General features: G+C 71.8%; 14 protein-coding genes and 1 pseudogene. 8 read left to right on the top strand and 7 right to left on the bottom strand.

Features of this window, described 5'->3' with window-relative positions; translation table 11 throughout:
• Positions 1-73: 73 nt before the first annotated feature.
• The gene (locus EF387_RS03070) at positions 74-355 is read right to left on the bottom strand and encodes an HPr family phosphocarrier protein (RefSeq protein WP_003993478.1); all 282 of its coding nucleotides are present in this window, start codon (positions 353-355) and stop codon (positions 74-76) included.
• Between the two features lie 335 nt (positions 356-690).
• On the opposite strand from EF387_RS03070, the gene EF387_RS03065 reads away from it, so the two are divergent.
• The 4 genes from EF387_RS03065 to EF387_RS03050 all read left to right on the top strand — a co-directional run bounded on the left by EF387_RS03065 (position 691) and on the right by EF387_RS03050 (position 6,102).
• Positions 691-3,564 (top strand): bifunctional acetate--CoA ligase family protein/GNAT family N-acetyltransferase, encoded by a 2,874-nt coding sequence (locus tag EF387_RS03065; RefSeq protein WP_128374894.1) that lies wholly within the window; start codon positions 691-693, stop codon positions 3,562-3,564.
• Between the two features lie 42 nt (positions 3,565-3,606).
• Positions 3,607-4,203 (top strand): DUF5998 family protein, encoded by a 597-nt coding sequence (locus tag EF387_RS03060; RefSeq protein WP_128374893.1) that lies wholly within the window; start codon positions 3,607-3,609, stop codon positions 4,201-4,203.
• On the top strand, positions 4,203-5,390 hold the full coding sequence (locus tag EF387_RS03055) for an alkaline phosphatase family protein (protein WP_128374892.1): 1,188 nt from the start codon (positions 4,203-4,205) through the stop codon (positions 5,388-5,390). Before EF387_RS03060 ends, EF387_RS03055 begins: the two co-directional genes overlap by 1 nt.
• A gap of 61 nt (positions 5,391-5,451) precedes the next feature.
• Positions 5,452-6,102, top strand: coding sequence for a thymidine kinase (locus EF387_RS03050; RefSeq protein WP_128374891.1), 651 nt, complete (start codon positions 5,452-5,454; stop codon positions 6,100-6,102).
• Positions 6,103-6,396: 294 nt separating this feature from the next.
• On the opposite strand, the pseudogene EF387_RS03045 reads toward EF387_RS03050, so the two are convergent.
• Positions 6,397-6,794: pseudogene (locus EF387_RS03045) on the bottom strand (acyl-ACP desaturase); the annotation flags it as partial.
• 644 nt (positions 6,795-7,438) lie between these two features.
• Positions 7,439-8,233: a VOC family protein gene (locus EF387_RS03035; protein ID WP_128374889.1), complete on the bottom strand. Its 795-nt coding sequence runs from the start codon at positions 8,231-8,233 to the stop codon at positions 7,439-7,441.
• 324 nt (positions 8,234-8,557) lie between these two features.
• On the opposite strand from EF387_RS03035, the gene EF387_RS03030 reads away from it, so the two are divergent.
• Positions 8,558-9,397 carry a sulfurtransferase gene (locus EF387_RS03030; RefSeq protein ID WP_128374888.1) on the top strand — a complete coding sequence of 280 codons (840 nt, stop codon included), beginning with the start codon at positions 8,558-8,560 and terminating at the stop codon, positions 9,395-9,397.
• Between the two features lie 305 nt (positions 9,398-9,702).
• Here EF387_RS03030 and sepH read toward each other — a convergent pair whose 3' ends face one another.
• The 3 genes from sepH to EF387_RS03015 form a co-directional block, all read right to left on the bottom strand.
• The gene (gene sepH / locus EF387_RS03025) at positions 9,703-10,728 is read right to left on the bottom strand and encodes a septation protein SepH (RefSeq protein WP_128374887.1); all 1,026 of its coding nucleotides are present in this window, start codon (positions 10,726-10,728) and stop codon (positions 9,703-9,705) included.
• 508 nt (positions 10,729-11,236) lie between these two features.
• Positions 11,237-12,556 carry a D-arabinono-1,4-lactone oxidase gene (locus EF387_RS03020; protein ID WP_128374886.1) on the bottom strand — a complete coding sequence of 440 codons (1,320 nt, stop codon included), beginning with the start codon at positions 12,554-12,556 and terminating at the stop codon, positions 11,237-11,239.
• Positions 12,516-13,754: an MFS transporter gene (locus tag EF387_RS03015; protein ID WP_128374885.1), complete on the bottom strand. Its 1,239-nt coding sequence runs from the start codon at positions 13,752-13,754 to the stop codon at positions 12,516-12,518. The genes EF387_RS03020 and EF387_RS03015 overlap by 41 nt, the downstream gene beginning before the upstream one ends.
• Before the next feature lie 278 nt (positions 13,755-14,032).
• Here EF387_RS03015 and EF387_RS03010 point away from each other — a divergent pair, with 278 nt between their 5' ends.
• Together EF387_RS03010 and EF387_RS03005 are read left to right on the top strand one after the other, a co-directional pair.
• Positions 14,033-15,160: a ferrochelatase gene (locus EF387_RS03010; protein WP_128374884.1), complete on the top strand. Its 1,128-nt coding sequence runs from the start codon at positions 14,033-14,035 to the stop codon at positions 15,158-15,160.
• 8 nt (positions 15,161-15,168) lie between these two features.
• Positions 15,169-15,972 (top strand): inositol monophosphatase family protein, encoded by an 804-nt coding sequence (locus tag EF387_RS03005; RefSeq protein WP_238431311.1) that lies wholly within the window; start codon positions 15,169-15,171, stop codon positions 15,970-15,972.
• 170 nt (positions 15,973-16,142) lie between these two features.
• Here EF387_RS03005 and EF387_RS47360 read toward each other — a convergent pair whose 3' ends face one another.
• Complete coding sequence (locus EF387_RS47360) at positions 16,143-16,316, bottom strand: hypothetical protein (protein ID WP_202918129.1); 174 nt, start codon at positions 16,314-16,316, stop codon at positions 16,143-16,145.
• A 383-nt stretch (positions 16,317-16,699) separates the two neighbouring features.
• On the opposite strand from EF387_RS47360, the gene EF387_RS03000 reads away from it, so the two are divergent.
• Entirely contained in the window at positions 16,700-17,353 is a 654-nt protein-coding gene (locus tag EF387_RS03000; RefSeq protein WP_128374883.1) for a response regulator transcription factor, read from the top strand.
• Positions 17,354-17,358: the final 5 nt, after the last annotated feature.

Genomic DNA, 17,358 nt, shown 5'->3' with positions numbered 1-17,358 from the left:
AAACCCGTAAAAGCGGCGGAGCCGCGTCGCCGTCATCCGGCCGACGCGGCTCCGCCGCAGGGTGCCTCGTCACTCAGACCGTCTCGGGAAGCTCCTCGAGCCCCTCCGAGACGAGCTTAGCCAGACGGTCGAGGGCGGCGTCCGCGCCCTCCGCGTCCGAGGCCAGGACGATCTCTTCGCCGCCCTGAGCCCCCAGGCCGAGGACCGCGAGCATCGAAGCGGCGTTGACGGGGTTGCCGTCGGCCTTGGCGATCGTCACGGGGACGCCGGCCGCCGTGGCCGCGCGGACGAAGATGGAGGCGGGGCGGGCGTGCAGGCCCTCGGCCCACCCGACGTTGACGCGACGCTCGGCCATGTGATGCTGCCCTTCAGTATCTCGAAGTTGTCTAGACCATTGTTCCACACCCTGCGGCAGGTGCGGGACACGGGTTCGCCACCTGAGACGGCTGCGCTCCGGTGGGTGGGACACCCACGCTCCGGAACCCGAGACGAGGGCGGCCCGGAACCCGGGACGACGACGACCGTCACCCCGGACGGGCGGCGCCCAGTCACCCGGGACAGCGGCGCCCCGTCGCCCGGAACGGCTGCGCACCTCACCCGGAGCGGCGGCCGCCCGGCGCCGGGACGGCCACGCCTTCCGAGCCTGAGGCTGCCGCACCATTGTCGGACCCGAGCCGTACGCTGGGCCCCATGCAGACTCCGCCGGACCGCCACGCGTATCCCGACCACTGGGAGGCCGACGTGGTGCTGCGCGACGGCGGTACGGCACGCATCAGACCCATCACCGCCGAGGACGCCGACCGTCTGGTCAGCTTCTACGAACAGGTCTCGGACGAGTCGAAGTACTACCGCTTCTTCGCTCCCTACCCCCGCCTGTCCGCGAAAGACGTCCACCGCTTCACCCACCACGACTTCGTGGACCGGGTCGGCCTCGCGGCCACGGTGGGCGGCGAGTTCATCGCCACCGTACGCTACGACCGCATCAACGCCGACGGCATGGCCGCCTCCGCCCCCGCGGACGAGGCCGAGGTCGCCTTCCTGGTGCAGGACCCACACCAGGGCCGCGGCGTCGCCTCCGCACTCCTCGAACACATCGCGGCCGTCGCCCGGGAGCGCGACATCCGCCGGTTCGCCGCGGAGGTGCTGCCCGCCAACACCAAGATGATCAAGGTGTTCACGGACGCCGGTTACACCCAGAAGCGCAGCTTCGAAGACGGCGTGGTCCGCCTGGAGTTCGACCTGGAGCCCACCGACCGCTCGCTCGCCGTTCAGCGTGCGCGGGAGCAGCGGGCGGAGGCGCGCTCCGTGCAGCGGCTGCTGGCTCCGGGCTCGGTCGCCGTCGTCGGAGCGGGCCGCACCCCTGGCGGAGTGGGCCGCAGCCTGCTGGACAACCTCCTGGAGGCCGGCTTCACCGGCCGGGTGTACGCCGTGAACCGGGCGTTTCCGGCCGACTGGAAGGAACTCGACGGAGTGCCCGCGCACCGCTCCGTGCGCGAGATCGCCGAACCTGTCGACCTCGCGGTCGTCGCCGTACCCGCAGAGCAGGTACCCGAAGTGGTCACCGAATGCGGCGAACACGGAGTGCAGGGGCTCGTCGTGATCTCCGCGGGCTACGCCGAGAGCGGACCCGAAGGCCGGGAGCGCCAGCGCGAACTGGTGCGCCAGGCGCGGACATACGGGATGCGCATCATCGGCCCCAACGCCTTCGGCGTCATCAACACCTCCCCGGGAGTGCGGCTCAACGCCTCGCTCGCCAACGAGATGCCCCGGCCCGGGCGCACCGGGCTGTTCGCGCAGTCCGGCGCGATCGGCATCGCGCTGCTGTCCCGGCTGCACCGGCGGGGCGGCGGCGTCACCGGGGTCACGGGCGTCTCGACGTTCGTCTCCTCCGGCAACCGCGCGGACGTGTCGGGCAACGACGTGCTCCAGTACTGGTTCGAGGACCCCGACACCGACGTCGTCCTGATGTACCTCGAATCCATCGGCAATCCGCGCAAGTTCACCCGGCTCGCCCGGCGTACGGCCGCCGCCAAACCGCTCGTCGTGGTGCAGGGGGCCCGGCACGGCGGGGCGGCACCCCCGGGCCACGCCGTACGGGGTACGAGGCTGCCGTACGCGGCCGTGTCCGCGCTGCTGCGGCAGGCCGGGGTGATCCGAGTCGACACGATCACCGAACTGGTCGACGCGGGGCTGCTGCTCGCACGGCAGCCCCTGCCCGCCGGCGACCGGGTGGCGATCCTCGGCAACTCCGAGTCGCTGGGGCTGCTCACCTACGACGCGTGCCTCGCCGAGGGGCTGCATCCGCTGCCCCCACGCGACCTGACGACCGCCGCCTCGGCGGAGGACTTCCACCGGGCCCTCTCCCAGATGCTCGCGGACGACCTGTGCGACGCGGTGGTGGTCACCGCGATCCCGGCCGTGAGCGAGACCTCCGCCGCGGACGCAGCCCTCGCCGAGGCCCTCCGCTCGGCGGCGGCCAGGGCTCCGTCGAAGCCGGTGCTCGTCGTCCACGTCGAACTCGGCGGGCTCGCCGACGCGCTGTCCGCCGCCGCGAGCACCGCACCCCAAGCGGGCTACGAGATGCCCCCTTCCGTGGCCGATGCCGAAGCCGAGGCCGCCGGCCTTGCGAGCGCCCCCGCGCAGCGCCCGCCCACCGCGCCCGCGGACGGGCCGATTCCCGGCGAGTCCCTCTCCCACGAACCTCGGTTCATCCCCGCCTACCCCGCCGCCGAACGCGCCGTCCGGGCCCTGGCCGAAGTGGTGAAGTACGCCCAGTGGCGGCGCGACGCAGCCGAGCCGGGCAAGGTGCCCGCGTACGACGACATCGACGAGACCGGGGCCGCCGCGCTGATCGACGAACTCCTCGGCGACGAGGGCGAACTGGAGCTCGGGGACGCCGAGGCCTGCGCTCTGCTCGGCAAGTACGGCATCTCCGTACGGCGGGCACTGCACGCGCCCACCCCCGACGCCGCCGCCGAGGCGGCCCGCGCCCTCGGCTACCCGGTCGCGCTCAAGACCACCGCCCCGCACCTCAGACACCGCGCCGACCTGGGCGGCGTACGGCTCGATCTCGCCGACGAGGAGCAACTGCGGCGGACCTACGCCGAGTTGACCCAGCTGTTCGGAGGGCCCGAGGAACTGCGCCCGGTGGTGCAGGCGATGGCGCCGCGCGGCGTCGACACCGTCGTCCGGGCCGTCATCGACCAGGCGGCCGGAGCCGTGCTCTCCTTCGGGCTCGCGGGACCCCCGTCGGAGCTGCTGGGCGACACCGCGCACCGACTGATCCCGGTCACCGACCGGGACGCGGCCTCGCTCGTCCGGTCGATCCGGACCGCACCGCTGCTCTTCGGCTGGCGCGGCTCCGCACCGGCCGACACGGCCGCGCTGGAGGAACTGCTGCTGCGCGTCTCCCGGCTCGTCGACGACCACCCGGAGGTCGTCTCCGTCGATCTCGAGCCGGTCGTCGTCGCCCCGCGCGGTCTGACCGTGCTCGGCGCCTCCGTGCGACTCGCGCCGCCGCCCGTCCGCGACGACCTCGGCCCGCGCACACTGCCCGTCTACTGAGACGCCTCGAGCGGTGCCTCGCAGCCAGTGCATCCCCGTAGGATGGGCGGCATGGCCAAGACCAGTACGACGACCCAGGGCCTGCGCACGGCGATCGAGCGCAGCGGCTACTACCCCGCACTCGTAGCGGAGGCGGTGGAGGCCGCGGTCGGCGGCGAGCCCATCAAGTCGTACCTGGTCCACCAGGAGACGACGTTCGACGCGAACGAGGTGCGTCGGCATGTGACGGTGCTCGTGCTCACCGGCACCCGCTTCATCGTCAGCCACACGGATGAACAGGCTGCTGACAGCACCTCTCCCACCCCTTATGCCACGACCTCCACGGAGTCGGTCAAGATCGGCCGGATCTCCTCGGTCGTGGTCAGCAGGGTGGTCGCCAACCCGGAGAAGTACGTGCCCGGCACCCTGCCCCGCGAGGTCGTCCTGACCATCGGCTGGGGCGCCGTCTCCCGCATCGACCTGGAACCCGCCGCCTGCGGCGACCCCAACTGCGAGGCGGACCACGGCTACACGGGCAACTCGACGGCCGACGACCTCAGCCTCCGGGTCAGCGAGGCCGGCGACGGTCCGGACACGGTCCGCCAGACCCTCGCCTTCGCCCAGGCACTCTCCGAGGCGACCGTGGACACGACACGCTGATGGCGCAGCCTGCCTACGACGCACCGGAGCCGCTCGCCGTCGACTCCGCCCCCGTCCCCGCCTACGGCACCGGTTCCCTGGCCGACGTCCTGCCCACCCTCGCCGCGGGCATGGCAGTCCCGGGGATGAGCCCGGTCATAGCCGAGCTGGCGCCCGCCGACCGCGCGTGCGTCTTCCTGATCGACGGGCTCGGCTGGGAGCAGCTCAGGGCGCACCCGGACGAGGCTCCGTTCATGACCACCCTGATCGCGAGCTCCCGCGGCGGCACCGGCCGCCCGATCACCGCGGGCTACCCGGCGACCACCGCCACCTCGCTCGCCTCCGTCGGCACGGGCCTGCCGCCCGGTGCGCACGGACTGCCGGGCTACACCGTGCGCAACCCGGACACCGACGAGCTGATGAACCAGCTCCGCTGGCAGCCGTGGACCTCGCCGCGGGTCTGGCAGCCCTACCCCACGATCTTCCAGCTGGCCCACAAGGCGGGCGTGCACACCGCGCAGGTCTCCTCGCCGACGTTCGAGAACACCCCGCTCACCAAGGTCGCGCTGAGCGGCGGCAGCTTCCACGGCCGGCTGTCCGGCGAGGAACGCATGGACTTCGCGGCCGAACAGCTGGCCGCCGGGGACCGCTCGCTGGTCTACACGTACTACGCCGAGGTGGATGGCAAGGGCCACCGCTTCGGCGTCGACTCCGACCCCTGGCGCGGCCAGCTCATGTACGTCGACCGGCTGGTCCAGCGGCTCGCGGAGCAGCTGCCCCCGCGCTCCGCGCTGTACATCACCGCCGACCACGGCATGATCGACATCCCGTTCGACGAGCAGCACCGCATCGACTTCGACGAGGACTGGGAACTGCGCGCCGGTGTCGCCCTCCTGGGCGGTGAGGGCCGGGCGCGCCATGTGTACGCGGTTCCGGGAGCCGCCGCGGACGTGCTGGCGGTCTGGCGCGAGGTGCTGGGCGAGCAGTTCTGGGTGGCCTCACGCGACGAGGCGATCGCGGCGGGCTGGTTCGGTCCCCACATCGACGAGCGCGTCCGCGCACGCATCGGTGACGTGGTCGCCGCCGCCCGCGACGACGTGCTGATCATCGCCTCGGAGCGGGAGCCGAAGGAGTCGGCGATGGTGGGCAACCACGGCTCGCTGACCCCCGTCGAACAGTTCGTACCCCTGCTCGAAGTACGCTCCTGATCCTCTGTTCGTTTCGTCGTTCGCATCGAACGTCTCTCTGCCGAAAGGTGCTCGACCCGTCATGCCCGAGCTGGTGTTCTTCTCCGGAACGATGGACTGTGGGAAGTCGACGCTGGCCCTCCAGATCGAGCACAACCGTTCGGCGCGTGGCCTGCAGGGCATGATCTTCACCCGGGACGACCGGGCGGGCGAGGGCAAGCTCTCCTCGCGCCTCGGTCTGGTCACCGACGCGGTGGAGGTCGAGGACGACTTCGACGTGTACGCGTACCTCGTCGACCACCTCTCGCGCGGCGGCCGGGCGGACTACGTCATCGCGGACGAGGCACAGTTCCTCTCCCCGGAGCAGATAGACCAGTTCGCGCGTGTGGTCGACGACCTGAGCATCGACGTGTACGCCTTCGGCATCACCACCGACTTCCGCTCCAAACTGTTCCCTGGCTCCCAGCGGCTCGTGGAGCTCGCCGACCGGGTCGAGGTGCTCCAGGTCGAGGCCCTCTGCTGGTGCGGCGCCCGCGCCACCCACAACGCCCGTACGGTCGGCGGGCGGATGGTCGTCGAGGGCGCCCAGGTGGTCGTCGGTGACGTCAACCAGGCCACCGACGAGGTGGGTTACGAGGTCCTGTGCCGCCGTCACCACCGACGCCGCATGACGAGCGCTTCTGTCCGTGCCGGCGCGCTCTCGCCGGATGTCCTGCCCGTCATGCCTTCCTGAGCCTCCGTCCTGACCGGCAGGACCTTATGGTTCCTCAGGTGGCGGGCGGGTGCCGGGCCGACCTGTTCTCATGAGCGGGCCGGCGGGCAACGGGCCGGGGTGGGGCGCGAGACGAGTTCGAGGGGTTCCGCCGCACCTCGGAGAGCGGCAGCGCCGTCTCCTGAAAGGGGCGGAAGCCCAGTCCCTCTTGCTTCTGGGACTACTGGCAGACGCTGCTCCGAGCCTGCGGCCCGGCCCTGCCGACTTCCGGGCCTGTACCGCCGCGCCGCCTCGCCGATGACGGAAGCGACGAGCTCAGCCCTTCGCGGCCGCGCGCCGCGCCAGGATGGCGGCCCGGCGCTCGTCGAACCGGGTCGCCTGGGCGTCCAGTGAACCGAGGAACTCGCCCAGCTCCTGCTGGGCCTTGAGCCCCTCGGGCCCGAGGTCGCAGATGTGCAGGATCTTGAGGTGGCGCAGCACCGGCTGGAGGACGTCGTCGTGTGGACGCGCAGGTTGTAGACACCGCCCAGGGCGATCTCGACGGCGGCGCCCTCGAAGCCCGGCAGGCCGTGGCCGGGCATCCTGAAGCCGCTCACCACGTCGGCGACGGCGCGCAACGCCTGGTCGGGGGCGATCTCCAGGGCGGCCTTGAGCAGGTTGCGGTAGAAGACCATGTGCAGGTTCTCGTCGGTGGCGATCGTCTCCCGTTGACGACCGCCGGGGACAAGGGGGCGATGCGGGTGTGCCGCAGGCAGGAGGTCACCGCCGTAGTGCTCTTCGCCGGGTGATGTGGCAGGCGGCCTGCGCCATGTCGGTGGCGGGGCTGACCGTTGCGGCCGTGCTGCGGATCCGTGCCGCCGCGCAGCGCCGCCAGGAGGTGCGGGAGATCGCCCGTCACTGGGCGGCGCTGGCCCCCGGCCCGCCCGAACACGGCCGCTCCCGGCACACCTTCGCCGCCGTTCTGGTCTCCGGACTGGCCGCCGCCGTGGCCGCGACGGCACTCTCGGTGGTCGCGGGACCCGAAGACGGCGCGGACTGGCTCGTGGCCGCCGTCGCTCCCGCTCCGGTCGTCGGCCTGACCATCGTCATCGCGGTCACGCACGCACGTACTGCCCGTCGCAGCACGACGGGCAGTACGTGGCCCCACGACAGAGGCGTGTCGGCTCCCGGTGAGCGGACGGATGCACGTCACGAGGTCCTGTGCCGCCGTCACCACCGCCGGCGGATGACGGCGCGACGGCCCGGGCGGGTGCCCTGTCACCGGACGTGCTCGCGCTGGACGCTCCGGCCGGCGCGTGACCCGGGCCCCCGGACCGGCGATCGGACCGGAGTGCCCAGAGCCATACCTGATGTGCCCTCAACTCCCCGTGTGCACCACCGAGAAGACAGCTCCCTCGGGATCGGCCACCGTCGCCGTGCGGCCGTGGGCGGTGTCCCTCGGGGGCTTGACGACATGACCGCCCAGTTCGATGACGCGGTTCGCGGCCTCGTCCGGGTCCGCCACCTCGAAGTGCGTCATCCAGTGCGGGCCGCGGTCGCGGGGCAGGCCGCGTCCGACCCCGTGCACGGCGGCCACCGGGCGGCCCTTCAGGGCCAGCGTCACATAGTCGAAGTCGGCGGACACGACCGGCTCCTCCTCGTAGCCGAAGACCGTCCGGTAGAACTTCGTGACGCTCGCGGTGTCCCTGGTGAGCAGCTCGTTCCAGGCCGGGGTGCCGGGAACTCCGTAGACCCCGATGCCGTGATGGGCGGCCGCCTGCCAGATGCCGAAGACCGCTCCCGAGGGATCCGCGGCGATCGCCATACGGCCCGCGTGCTCGGCGTCCAGCGGACCCACGCCGACGGTACCGCCGCAGTGCCGAACCGTCTCTGCTGTCAGATCCACGTGGCTGGACGCGAGATACGGGGTCCAGGCGACCGGCAGATGGCGGTCGGGCGGCAACTGGCCGATCCCGGCCACCTCGTCACCGTGAAGTAAGGCCCGTACGTACGGCCCCAGTTGCTGCGGACCCGGCTGGAACTCCCAGCCGAACAGCTCCCCGTAGAACTCCTGGGTGGCAGCCAGGCCGTGCACCATCAGACTCACCCAGCAGGGTGTGCCGGGCGCGTACGCGCTGCCGTTCCGACCGGCCGTCGCCGGTGCCTCGGTCATCGTCACTCTCTCCCAGGCCCCCAGAAGCGGCCTGTCCTAGAAGTGGCCTGTTCGCTTCACGCATCCGCACGTGCGTACCGCCGCCGCACGGGAGCGCCTCCGTTGATGCCCGCGCCACTGGTCGTGCCGCGCGCCCGGCCGCGTCTCCCACGGCGGAGGATGCCCGGTGTGCTGTTTCCACCCGTTTCGGTGACCTTGCCGACAGATGTCGTTCCGCTGTACAGCGCGTGGCCGGATCTGTACGCCGTGTGGTCATCCCTGTCCGGCCGAGCAGAGTAGCCGGAGCTGGACGATGCGGCCACCCCGTGCGCGAGGATGGGGGCCATGAACGCCATCATCTCCGCATCGGAGCTCGCGAGTGCCCTGGCCGGCCCCAACCCGCCGGTCCTGCTGGACGTCCGCTGGCAGCTCAGCACGGCGGGCGCGCCCTTCGACGGCCGGGCGGCGTACGCCGAGGCGCACCTTCCCGGGGCCGTGTACGTGGACCTCGACACCGAGCTGGCCGGTCCTCCGGGGGTGAAGGGGCGGCACCCGCTGCCGGACATGGAGGTCTTCGGGGCGGCCATGCGGGCGGCCGGGGTCTCCGCGGACCGGGACGTCGTCGCGTACGACCAGGGACACGGCTGGGGCGCGGCCCGGGCGTGGTGGCTGCTGGGCTGGACCGGGCACCCCTCGGTGCGGGTGCTGGACGGCGGGCTCGCGGCCTGGGACGGCCCGCTGACCGCGGAGATCCCCTCACCCGTTCCGGGGACCTTCGTGCCCGCTCCCGGGGCCCGTACGCTCCTGGACGCCGACGGTGCCGCCGCGGTGGCCCGTACGGGGCTGCTGCTGGACGCGCGGGCCGGTGAGCGGTACCGGGGCGAGGTCGAGCCCATCGACCGGGTGGCTGGGCACATTCCCGGCGCGGTGTCGGCGCCGACGACCGACAACGTGACGGAAACCGGCCACTTCCGCCCGGCCGCCGAACTGGCGGAGCGCTTCAAGTCCCTTGGCGCGGGCGGGGCTTCGGAAGTCGGGGTCTACTGCGGCTCCGGCGTCTCCGCGGCGCACGAGGTTCTCGCACTGGCTGTGGCGGGCATTCCGGCGGGGCTGTACGTGGGGTCGTGGTCGGAGTGGACACAAGAGGAGGGCCGACCGGTGGCGGTGGGGACGGAGCCGCAGTGAGGCCCGGAGGGTGACGGGTTGAGACGGGTTGAGACGGGCTGAGACGGGCCCGGCTCGGGCAAGCAGCGTGGGCGGGCTCGACCCCTGGGCAGGGCCCGCACCATCGGGTGGAAATCCAGCATCGGGGTGGGACCGCACCGTCGGGCTGGTCTGCACCCTGAGGAAGGCCGGGGTCGGGCCGGCACCGTCGGTTGGGACGGCACCGCGGGTGAGGCCGGCACCATGGGTGGGAGGCACCACGAGTACGCCCGGCACCATGGATAAGGCCCGCACCCAACGGCGCGGGCCCCACCCGAAGATGACGACTACTCCTGCTTCTTCCGTCTCGTCCCGAACACGATCTCGTCCCAGCTCGGGACCGCCGCCCGACGGCCCGGGCGGACGCCGTCCGCCTCGGCCTGGCGGTCGGTCGCGCCGACCAGGCGATCGCGGTGGCTGGTCACGGCGCGCGGCATCAGCACGTCGGCGTACGCGGATCCGGCCGAGGCCGCGGGCGCCGGCGGTTCCTCCGCCTCGGGCTCCGGTGCGGGCTCCTCCGGGGCCTCGGCGGGCCGCTCGGGTACCACCATGTCGCCGCGGAAGCTGGGCACCGCTTCCAGCAGGCTGGTGAGCGAGTCGCGCTCGCCCGCGGTCTCCTCGGCGGGTTCGGGCGCCGGGCCGGGCAGGACGGGACGTTCCGGCGCGCGGTCCAGGGGGCGGTCGCGGGGCAGCCGGGCGATCCGGGGTACGAAGGGGAAGCTCGGCTCCGCCGCGGCGAGGTCGTCGGACTCGCCGATCAGCGAGCGCGCCTCGTCGTCGACGGCCTGGACGAGCCGCCGGGGCGGGTCGTACGTCCAGCTCGCGGAGTGCGGTTCACCTGCGACGCGGTAGACGAGCAGTACCTCCCAGGTGCCGTCGTCGCGGCGCCAGGAGTCCCACTGGATGGTGTCCTTCTCCGCGCCGCGGATCAGCAGTCGCTCCTGGACGGCCTCGCCGAGCTGCGGTCCGGTGTTCTCGCCGGGCCTGCGGACGGGCGTCTTGCGGGCCCGCTCGGCCATGAAGGCGCGCTCCGCGAGAACGGGTCCCTCGAAGCGGCGGACGCGGTCGACGGGGATACCTGCGAGTTGGGCGACCTCCTCGGCGGAGGCGCCGGCACGTATACGCGCCTGGATGTCGCGGGGGCGGAGATGGCTCTCCACCTCGATCTCGATCTGGCCGAGGCGCGGACGGTCGCCGCGCACGGCGGCGCGGAGTCGTTCGTCAATCGGAAGCGTGTACTCCGTGCTGTCCGCAGCCCTCAGCACCAGCCGTGTGCCGTCATTTGAGACGGCCACGACACGCAGTTCGGGCATGGGGACCTCCCGGGTGGTGCCTGCCGACGTCACGTGCGTCGCTGCTTCCGCTAGTCGAGTGTGGCCTGCCCGGGTGCAGCCTGCCACAACCTTGCCGAGTTGCCCGGCGTGTCGGGCGGGGGCCCGAGAGCGCCGTTATGGCACGGTTACCTAATTCGCAACGCTAAGTGACGAACTCCATCACCCTGAGCAACGATCCCCCTCCCGGCGGTCTTGGAGGCCCCGAAACGCCCTGGCGGGTGTCCGGACCCAGGGCTCGCAACAGTACTCCATTCGGGCCACCGAAGTGGATCGCCGCGCCGTCCGAGTTCGCGCAGGCGGCGGGAGTTGCCCGGGCGCGGCACGGGTTCGTGACCATGGAGCGGAACCGGCTTCACGGAATCGGCAGAACCGGAATCGAGCGTTTCGCCTGCACGACCCTGGGTGCGCATCAGTGCGCGCCCTGTGTGCGCCCCGCACCGCGCCCGCCGAGCGCCCACCGTGCGCCCCCGCGACACAGTTGACGGCCTTATGCCCCCAAGACCCGCCTCAAGTAGTCGTTCCCGAAACGACGTTCGGGGTCGAGCCGGTCCCGCAGGGCCGTGAACTCGCCGAAGCGCGGATACACCTGGGAGAAGTACTCCGCGTCGCGCGTGTGGATCTTCCCCCAGTGGGGACGCCCTTCGTGCGCGATGAAGATCCGCTCCGCGGCGGTGAAGTACTCCCGGTACGGGGTGCCCCGGAACATGTGGACGGCGATGTAGCCGCTGTCCCGTTCGGAGGCCGTGGAGAGCGTGATGTCGTCCGCGGGCGCGGTGCGCACCTCGACGGGGAAGCTGATCCGCAGGTTCGAACGGTCGACCATGGACTTGAGTTCGCGCAGCGTCTCCACCAGCGCCTCGCGCGGGACCGCGTACTCCATCTCCACGAAGCGCACCCGGCGCGGGGAAGTGAAGACCTTGTAGGGAATGTCGGTGTACGTACGCGCGGACAGCGCCCGGCTGGATATCTGGGCGATCGCCGGGATCGTGGCGGGCGCTGCGCGGCCGACCCAGTTGGCCACCTGGAACACGCCGTTGGAGAGGAACTCGTCCTCGACCCAGCCGCTGAACCCGTTCACCGGCTGCTCGGGACCCGCGCTGCGGTTGTTGCGCTTGGTGTTGCAGCTGCCGGTGTGCGGGAACCAGTAGAACTCGAAGTGCTCGTTCTCTGCCCAGAGTTGGTCGAAGGTGCTGGTGACCTTGTCGAAACTCATCGGCTCCTCGCGTGCCGCGAGCAGGAAGAGGGGCTCCACGGCGAACGTGATCGCCGTGACGATCCCGAGTGCGCCGATGCCGATCCGGGCCGCCGCGAAGACCTCCGGGTTCTCCTTCTCGGAGCAGTTCAGGACCGAGCCGTCCGCCGTGACCAGCTCAAGTCCCTTGATCTGCGCGGCGATCGAGGCGGACTCCCGCCCGGTGCCGTGGGTCCCGGTGCTGGTCGCGCCCGAAACCGTCTGCTCCATGATGTCGCCCATGTTGGTCAGCGACAGGCCCTCGCGCGCGAGAGCGGCGTTGAGGCGCTTGAGTTGGGTGCCCGCCCCGACGGTGACCGTGCCCGCCTCGCGGTCGATGCCGCGTATCCCGCTCAGCAGTTCAGGGCGGATCAGCAGGCCGTCCGTCGCGGCGGTGGCCGTGAAGGAGTGCCCGGAGCCGACCGCCTTCACCCGCAGCCCGTCCTCGGCCGCCCGGCGCACGGCGGCCGACAGTTCATCGACCGAGGCGGGGGTGGCCTCCCGCACCGGCCGGGACACGACGTTGCCCGCCCAGTTACGCCACGTGCCGTTCTTCCCGCTCGCTGTGCTGCTCAAGGGTTCCTCCCCGCTGCGGAGCCGGCCTGCTGAGCCGGCGATACCCCAGGAAACCGACGACGACCGCGACGGCCCCGGACACCACCGGAACCCCGTACCCGGCGTCCGCCCCGGCGGCGTCGATCACCCAGCCGGCCACGGAGGAACCGAGCGCTACCCCGACCGCGAGGCCGGTGCTCACCCAGGTCATGCCCTCGGTCAGGTGCGCGCGTGGTACGTGCAGTTCGACGAGGGCCATCGTCGTGATCATCGTGGGAGCAATGGACAGGCCCGCAACGAACAGCGCCACGGCCAGAAACACCAAGTTTCCGACCAGTAGGAGGGGGATCATACTCACGGCCATCGCACATACGCCCAGCAGCCACCGGCGAGCGGGTGCCCCCGCGAAGCGCAGCAGTCCGAAGACGAGGCCCGCCACGCACGAGCCCGCGGCGTACACGGCCAGCACCACGCTGGCGGCGGCCTTGTGACCCTGCTCCTCGGCGAAGGCCACGGTGACCACGTCGACCGCTCCGAAGATCGCCCCGGTGGCGACGAACGTGGCGACCAGTACCTGCAGTCCCGCGGAACGCAGCGCCGAGCCCCCGGTGTGCTGCTCCCGCGGATGCGGTACGGGCTCGGTGGCGCGCTGCGCCGTCAGCCAGAAGACGCCCAAGACGAGGAAACAGCCCGCGAGCAGGGGGCCGGCCTCGGGGAACCACGTCGTGGACAGCCCGATGGAGATGATCGGCCCGATGATGAAGCAGACCTCGTCCACCACCGACTCGAACGAGTACGCGGTGTGCAAGTGCGGGGTGCCCTGGTAGATGGCCGCCCAGCGCGCCCTGACCATCGCCCCCAGACTCGGCACGAACCCCACTCCGGCGGCACACAGGAACAGCACCCAGTCCGGCCACTCGTAGTGCGCGGCGAACAACAGCACGCCGGCCGCCGCCAGCGCGAGCAGCGTCGCCGGGCGCAGCACCCGGCGCTGGCCGTAGCGGTCCACCAGGCGCGAGACCTGCGGGCCGAGCAGGGCCGCGGACAGGGCGATGGTGGCCGAGAGCGCGCCCGCGAGCCCGTAGCGCCCGGTGAGCTGCGAGATCATCGTCACCACGCCGATGCCCATCATCGACAGCGGCATCCGGCCGACGAACCCCGCGGCGGCGAAACCCCTGGAGCCGGGCGCGGCGAACAGGGCGAGATAGGGGCTGGGCACGGAGGTCTCCGGTGGTGGTCCGGCGGGGACGAGCGGATTCGTACGCCGACGGGGTGATCTGGGAATGCGGTAAGGCGTGTACCGACTGAGACAGCTTACGGAGCGGGTCTCTTCGGCGCACGTGCTTATCCGGACCGCCCTGACGGGGAGCTCCGGGCCCGCTCGGAGGCCCTCCCCACGCGCTGCGCCCACGGCGAGCGGCTGGCGTTTACGCGCTGCGCCCACGGCGAGCGGCGGGCGTTTCCGGGCCGTCAGGGGTGGATGGCAGGATCGTAGGCATGCCCCAAGCACTCGATGCCAGTCCCTACGACGCCTTGCTGCTGCTCTCGTTCGGAGGTCCGGAGGGCCCGGACGACGTGGTCCCCTTCCTGGAGAACGTCACCCGGGGGCGCGGCATCCCCAAGGAGCGGCTGAAGGAGGTGGGGCAGCACTACTTCCTGTTCGGTGGGGTGAGCCCCATCAACGACCAGAACCGCGCCCTGCTCCACGCCCTCCGCAAGGACTTCGCGGAGCACGGCCTGGACCTGCCCGTGTACTGGGGCAACCGCAACTGGGCGCCCTATGTGACCGACACGCTGCGTGAGATGGTCGCCGACGGTCACCGTCGCATCCTGGTCCTGGCCACCAGTGCCTACGCCTCGTACTCGGGCTGCCGGCAGTACCGCGAGGACCTCGCCGGGGCGCTGGCGACGCTCGAGGCCGAGGGGCTGGAGCTGCCGAAGATCGACAAGCTGCGGCACTACTTCAACCACCCCGGATTCCTGGAGCCCATGATCGAGGGCCTCCTGCAGTCCCTCGCCGACCTCCCCGACGACGTCCGCAGGGGAGCGCACATCGCCTTCACGACGCACTCCGTCCCGGTCACAGCGGCCGACACCTCCGGACCCGTCGAGGGCCACGGCGACGGCGGGGCCTATCTGCGCCAGCACCTGGACGTGGCGACGCTGATCGCCGACGCCGTACGCGAGCGGACCGGGATCGACCACCCCTGGCGGCTGGTCTACCAGTCGCGCTCCGGAGCCCCGCACATCCCGTGGCTGGAGCCCGACATCTGCGACCACCTCGAGGAACTGCACGGCGCCGGGGTGCCGGCCGTCGTGATGGCACCCATCGGGTTCGTCTCGGACCACATGGAGGTGCTGTACGACCTCGACACCGAGGCCAAGGCCAAGGCGGAGGAACTGGGGCTGCCGGTGCGCCGCTCGGCCACCGTCGGCTCCGACCCGCGGTTCGCCGCCGCGGTCCGGGATCTCGTCGTGGAGCGCGCCGCCACCGAGAGCGGGCGCCCGGCCACCCCCTGCGCCCTCGGCGCGCTCGGCCCGAGCCACGATCTGTGCCCGGTGGGCTGCTGCCCGGCCCGCGCCCCCAAGCCCGCAGCCGCGGGCGCCGACAGCCCGTACGCCTGAGGAGCACCGTGACCCCGCAGACCCTGAAGGCCGAACTCCTGCAGATCGCACTCGACGCGGCCGTCCGCGCGGGCGCCTTCCTGCGCGACGGCAGGCCCGACGACCTCGGCGTGGCCGCCACCAAGACCAGCGCCGTGGACGTCGTCACCGAGATGGACATCGCCTCCGAGAAGCTCATCACCGGCCTGCTCGCCGACCTCAGGCCGGACGACGGCGTGATCGGCGAAGAGGGCGCCAGCGTCCGCGGCAACAGCGGCGTCGAATGGGTGATCGACCCGCTCGACGGGACGGTGAACTACCTGTACGGCCTGCCCAGTTGGGCGGTGTCCATCGCCGCGCGCCTGGACGGCGAGACGGTGGTCGGCGTGGTGCACGCCCCGCTGCGCGGTGAGACGTACCGGGCGGTCCTCGAGGAGGGCGCGTTCGTCAACGACCGCCCCGCGCGCGTACGTCCCGCCCCCGACCTCTCCCTCGCCCTCATCAGCACCGGCTTCGGCTATCTCCCCGAGCGCCGTGCCCGGCAAGCCGAGGTGCTCCGGCGACTGCTCCCCGAGGTACGCGACATCCGCCGCGGCGGCTCGGCCGCGATCGACCTGTGCGACGTGGCGGTGGGCCGACTGGACGCTCACTTCGAGCGCGGGCTCAACCCCTGGGACTTCGCGGCGGGCGACCTCATCGCCCGGGAGGCGGGCGCGCTGAGCGGTGGCCGCCCCGGAGAGCACCTCTCACCCGAGCTCACGGTCGTCGCCTCGCCCGGCCTCTTCGAGCCGCTCCAGGCCCGCCTGGAGGAACTGGGCGCCTGGCACGACTGAGCCCGGTCAGCCCGGTCAGCCCGGTCAGCCCGGTCCGCTCCGCCGCCGCAGTCCACGGCTGATGGCGGCCCACCGTGGTCAGGCGCGCCCCGGAGGCGAACCGAGCCCCAGAAAAAAGGGGCCCCCGGCACTGGATCGATGCCGGGGGCCCCTCACGTTCGAATCAAAAATCAGACGCGTGACGCGCCGACCTCCACACCGTGCTCGGCGGCCAGGCGGTGCAGGTCGTCGAGCTCGGCCTGCTCGACCTCCGCGAGGAAGTCGTCGCCGGTTTCGCGAGCCCGCGTCAGGTCGGACTCGGTCGCCCTTATGCGCTGCAGAAGTCCTGCGGTGAATGCGTCCATGCTGCGCCCCCTCGTCCAGGGTCGTGGGTCGGTGGCACGGGGGTGTGCCTTCGGGAAGGGTTTGATCACGCTTCACGTGTGTGCCCGGTGCCATCCGGTCTGGATCGGCGGACGCTGTGCCGGACACCCACAGGCCGCCCTGCGGAAAGCGGCTCGTGGCGTGCCACATACAAAGCGTGATCGCGGGTGTAAAGCCGTCCTCCCCCAGCTGTCTTCCGGGGAAACCTCGAGTCGGTGAGAAAATTTGCTCATACCCGGCCCCGCTCCCGCCTTACAGCCGGTTTATGGCTGAAAAGGGCAGGATGGAGGCCACACCCCACAACCACCCTGCCCGCGTGCGCCCGAGCGGCGCTGCGCGAGTGGACACAGGAAGGACATGCGACGTGCGCGTACTCGTCGTCGAGGACGAGCAGCTGCTCGCCGATGCGGTGGCCACCGGACTGCGCCGGGAGGCCATGGCCGTCGACGTCGTGTACGACGGTGCGGCCGCCCTGGAGCGCATCGGCGTCAACGACTACGACGTGGTCGTCCTCGACCGCGACCTCCCGCTGGTGCACGGCGACGACGTCTGCCGCAAGATCGTCGAGCTCGGCATGCCCACGCGCGTGCTGATGCTGACCGCGGCGGGAGACGTGAGCGACCGGGTCGAAGGTCTGGAGATCGGCGCCGACGACTATCTGCCCAAGCCGTTCGCCTTCAGCGAGCTCACCGCACGCGTGCGCGCCCTCGGCCGCCGGACGAGCGTCCCCCTGCCTCCCGTCCTGGAACGCGCGGGAATCAAGCTCGACCCCAACCGCCGGGAGGTCTTCCGCGAGGGCAAGGAGGTCCAGCTCGCGCCCAAGGAGTTCGCCGTCCTGGAAGTGCTGCTGCGCAGCGAGGGGGCCGTGGTCTCCGCCGAGCAACTCCTCGAGAAGGCCTGGGACGAGAACACCGACCCCTTCACCAACGTCGTGCGGGTGACGGTGATGACACTGCGCCGCAAACTGGGCGAGCCCCCCGTGATCGTCACCGTCCCCGGCTCCGGCTACCGGATCTGATGCCC

This window comes from Streptomyces cavernae, assembly GCF_004023625.1.
Taxonomy (GTDB): Bacteria; Actinomycetota; Actinomycetes; order Streptomycetales; family Streptomycetaceae; genus Streptomyces; species Streptomyces cavernae.
The sequence above is the reverse complement of the archived record's forward strand: the minus strand, read 5'-3'. Positions and strand labels throughout refer to the sequence as shown.

Coding starts and splice junctions, on each gene's coding strand:
- EF387_RS03070 (WP_003993478.1), bottom strand. CDS start 355: ATGGCCGAGCGTCGCGTCAACGTCGGGTGGGCCGAGGGCCTGCACGCC.
- EF387_RS03065 (WP_128374894.1), top strand. CDS start 691: ATGCAGACTCCGCCGGACCGCCACGCGTATCCCGACCACTGGGAGGCC.
- EF387_RS03060 (WP_128374893.1), top strand. CDS start 3,607: ATGGGCGGCATGGCCAAGACCAGTACGACGACCCAGGGCCTGCGCACG.
- EF387_RS03055 (WP_128374892.1), top strand. CDS start 4,203: ATGGCGCAGCCTGCCTACGACGCACCGGAGCCGCTCGCCGTCGACTCC.
- EF387_RS03050 (WP_128374891.1), top strand. CDS start 5,452: ATGCCCGAGCTGGTGTTCTTCTCCGGAACGATGGACTGTGGGAAGTCG.
- EF387_RS03035 (WP_128374889.1), bottom strand. CDS start 8,233: ATGACCGAGGCACCGGCGACGGCCGGTCGGAACGGCAGCGCGTACGCG.
- EF387_RS03030 (WP_128374888.1), top strand. CDS start 8,558: ATGAACGCCATCATCTCCGCATCGGAGCTCGCGAGTGCCCTGGCCGGC.
- sepH (WP_128374887.1), bottom strand. CDS start 10,728: ATGCCCGAACTGCGTGTCGTGGCCGTCTCAAATGACGGCACACGGCTG.
- EF387_RS03010 (WP_128374884.1), top strand. CDS start 14,033: ATGCCCCAAGCACTCGATGCCAGTCCCTACGACGCCTTGCTGCTGCTC.
- EF387_RS47360 (WP_202918129.1), bottom strand. CDS start 16,316: ATGGACGCATTCACCGCAGGACTTCTGCAGCGCATAAGGGCGACCGAG.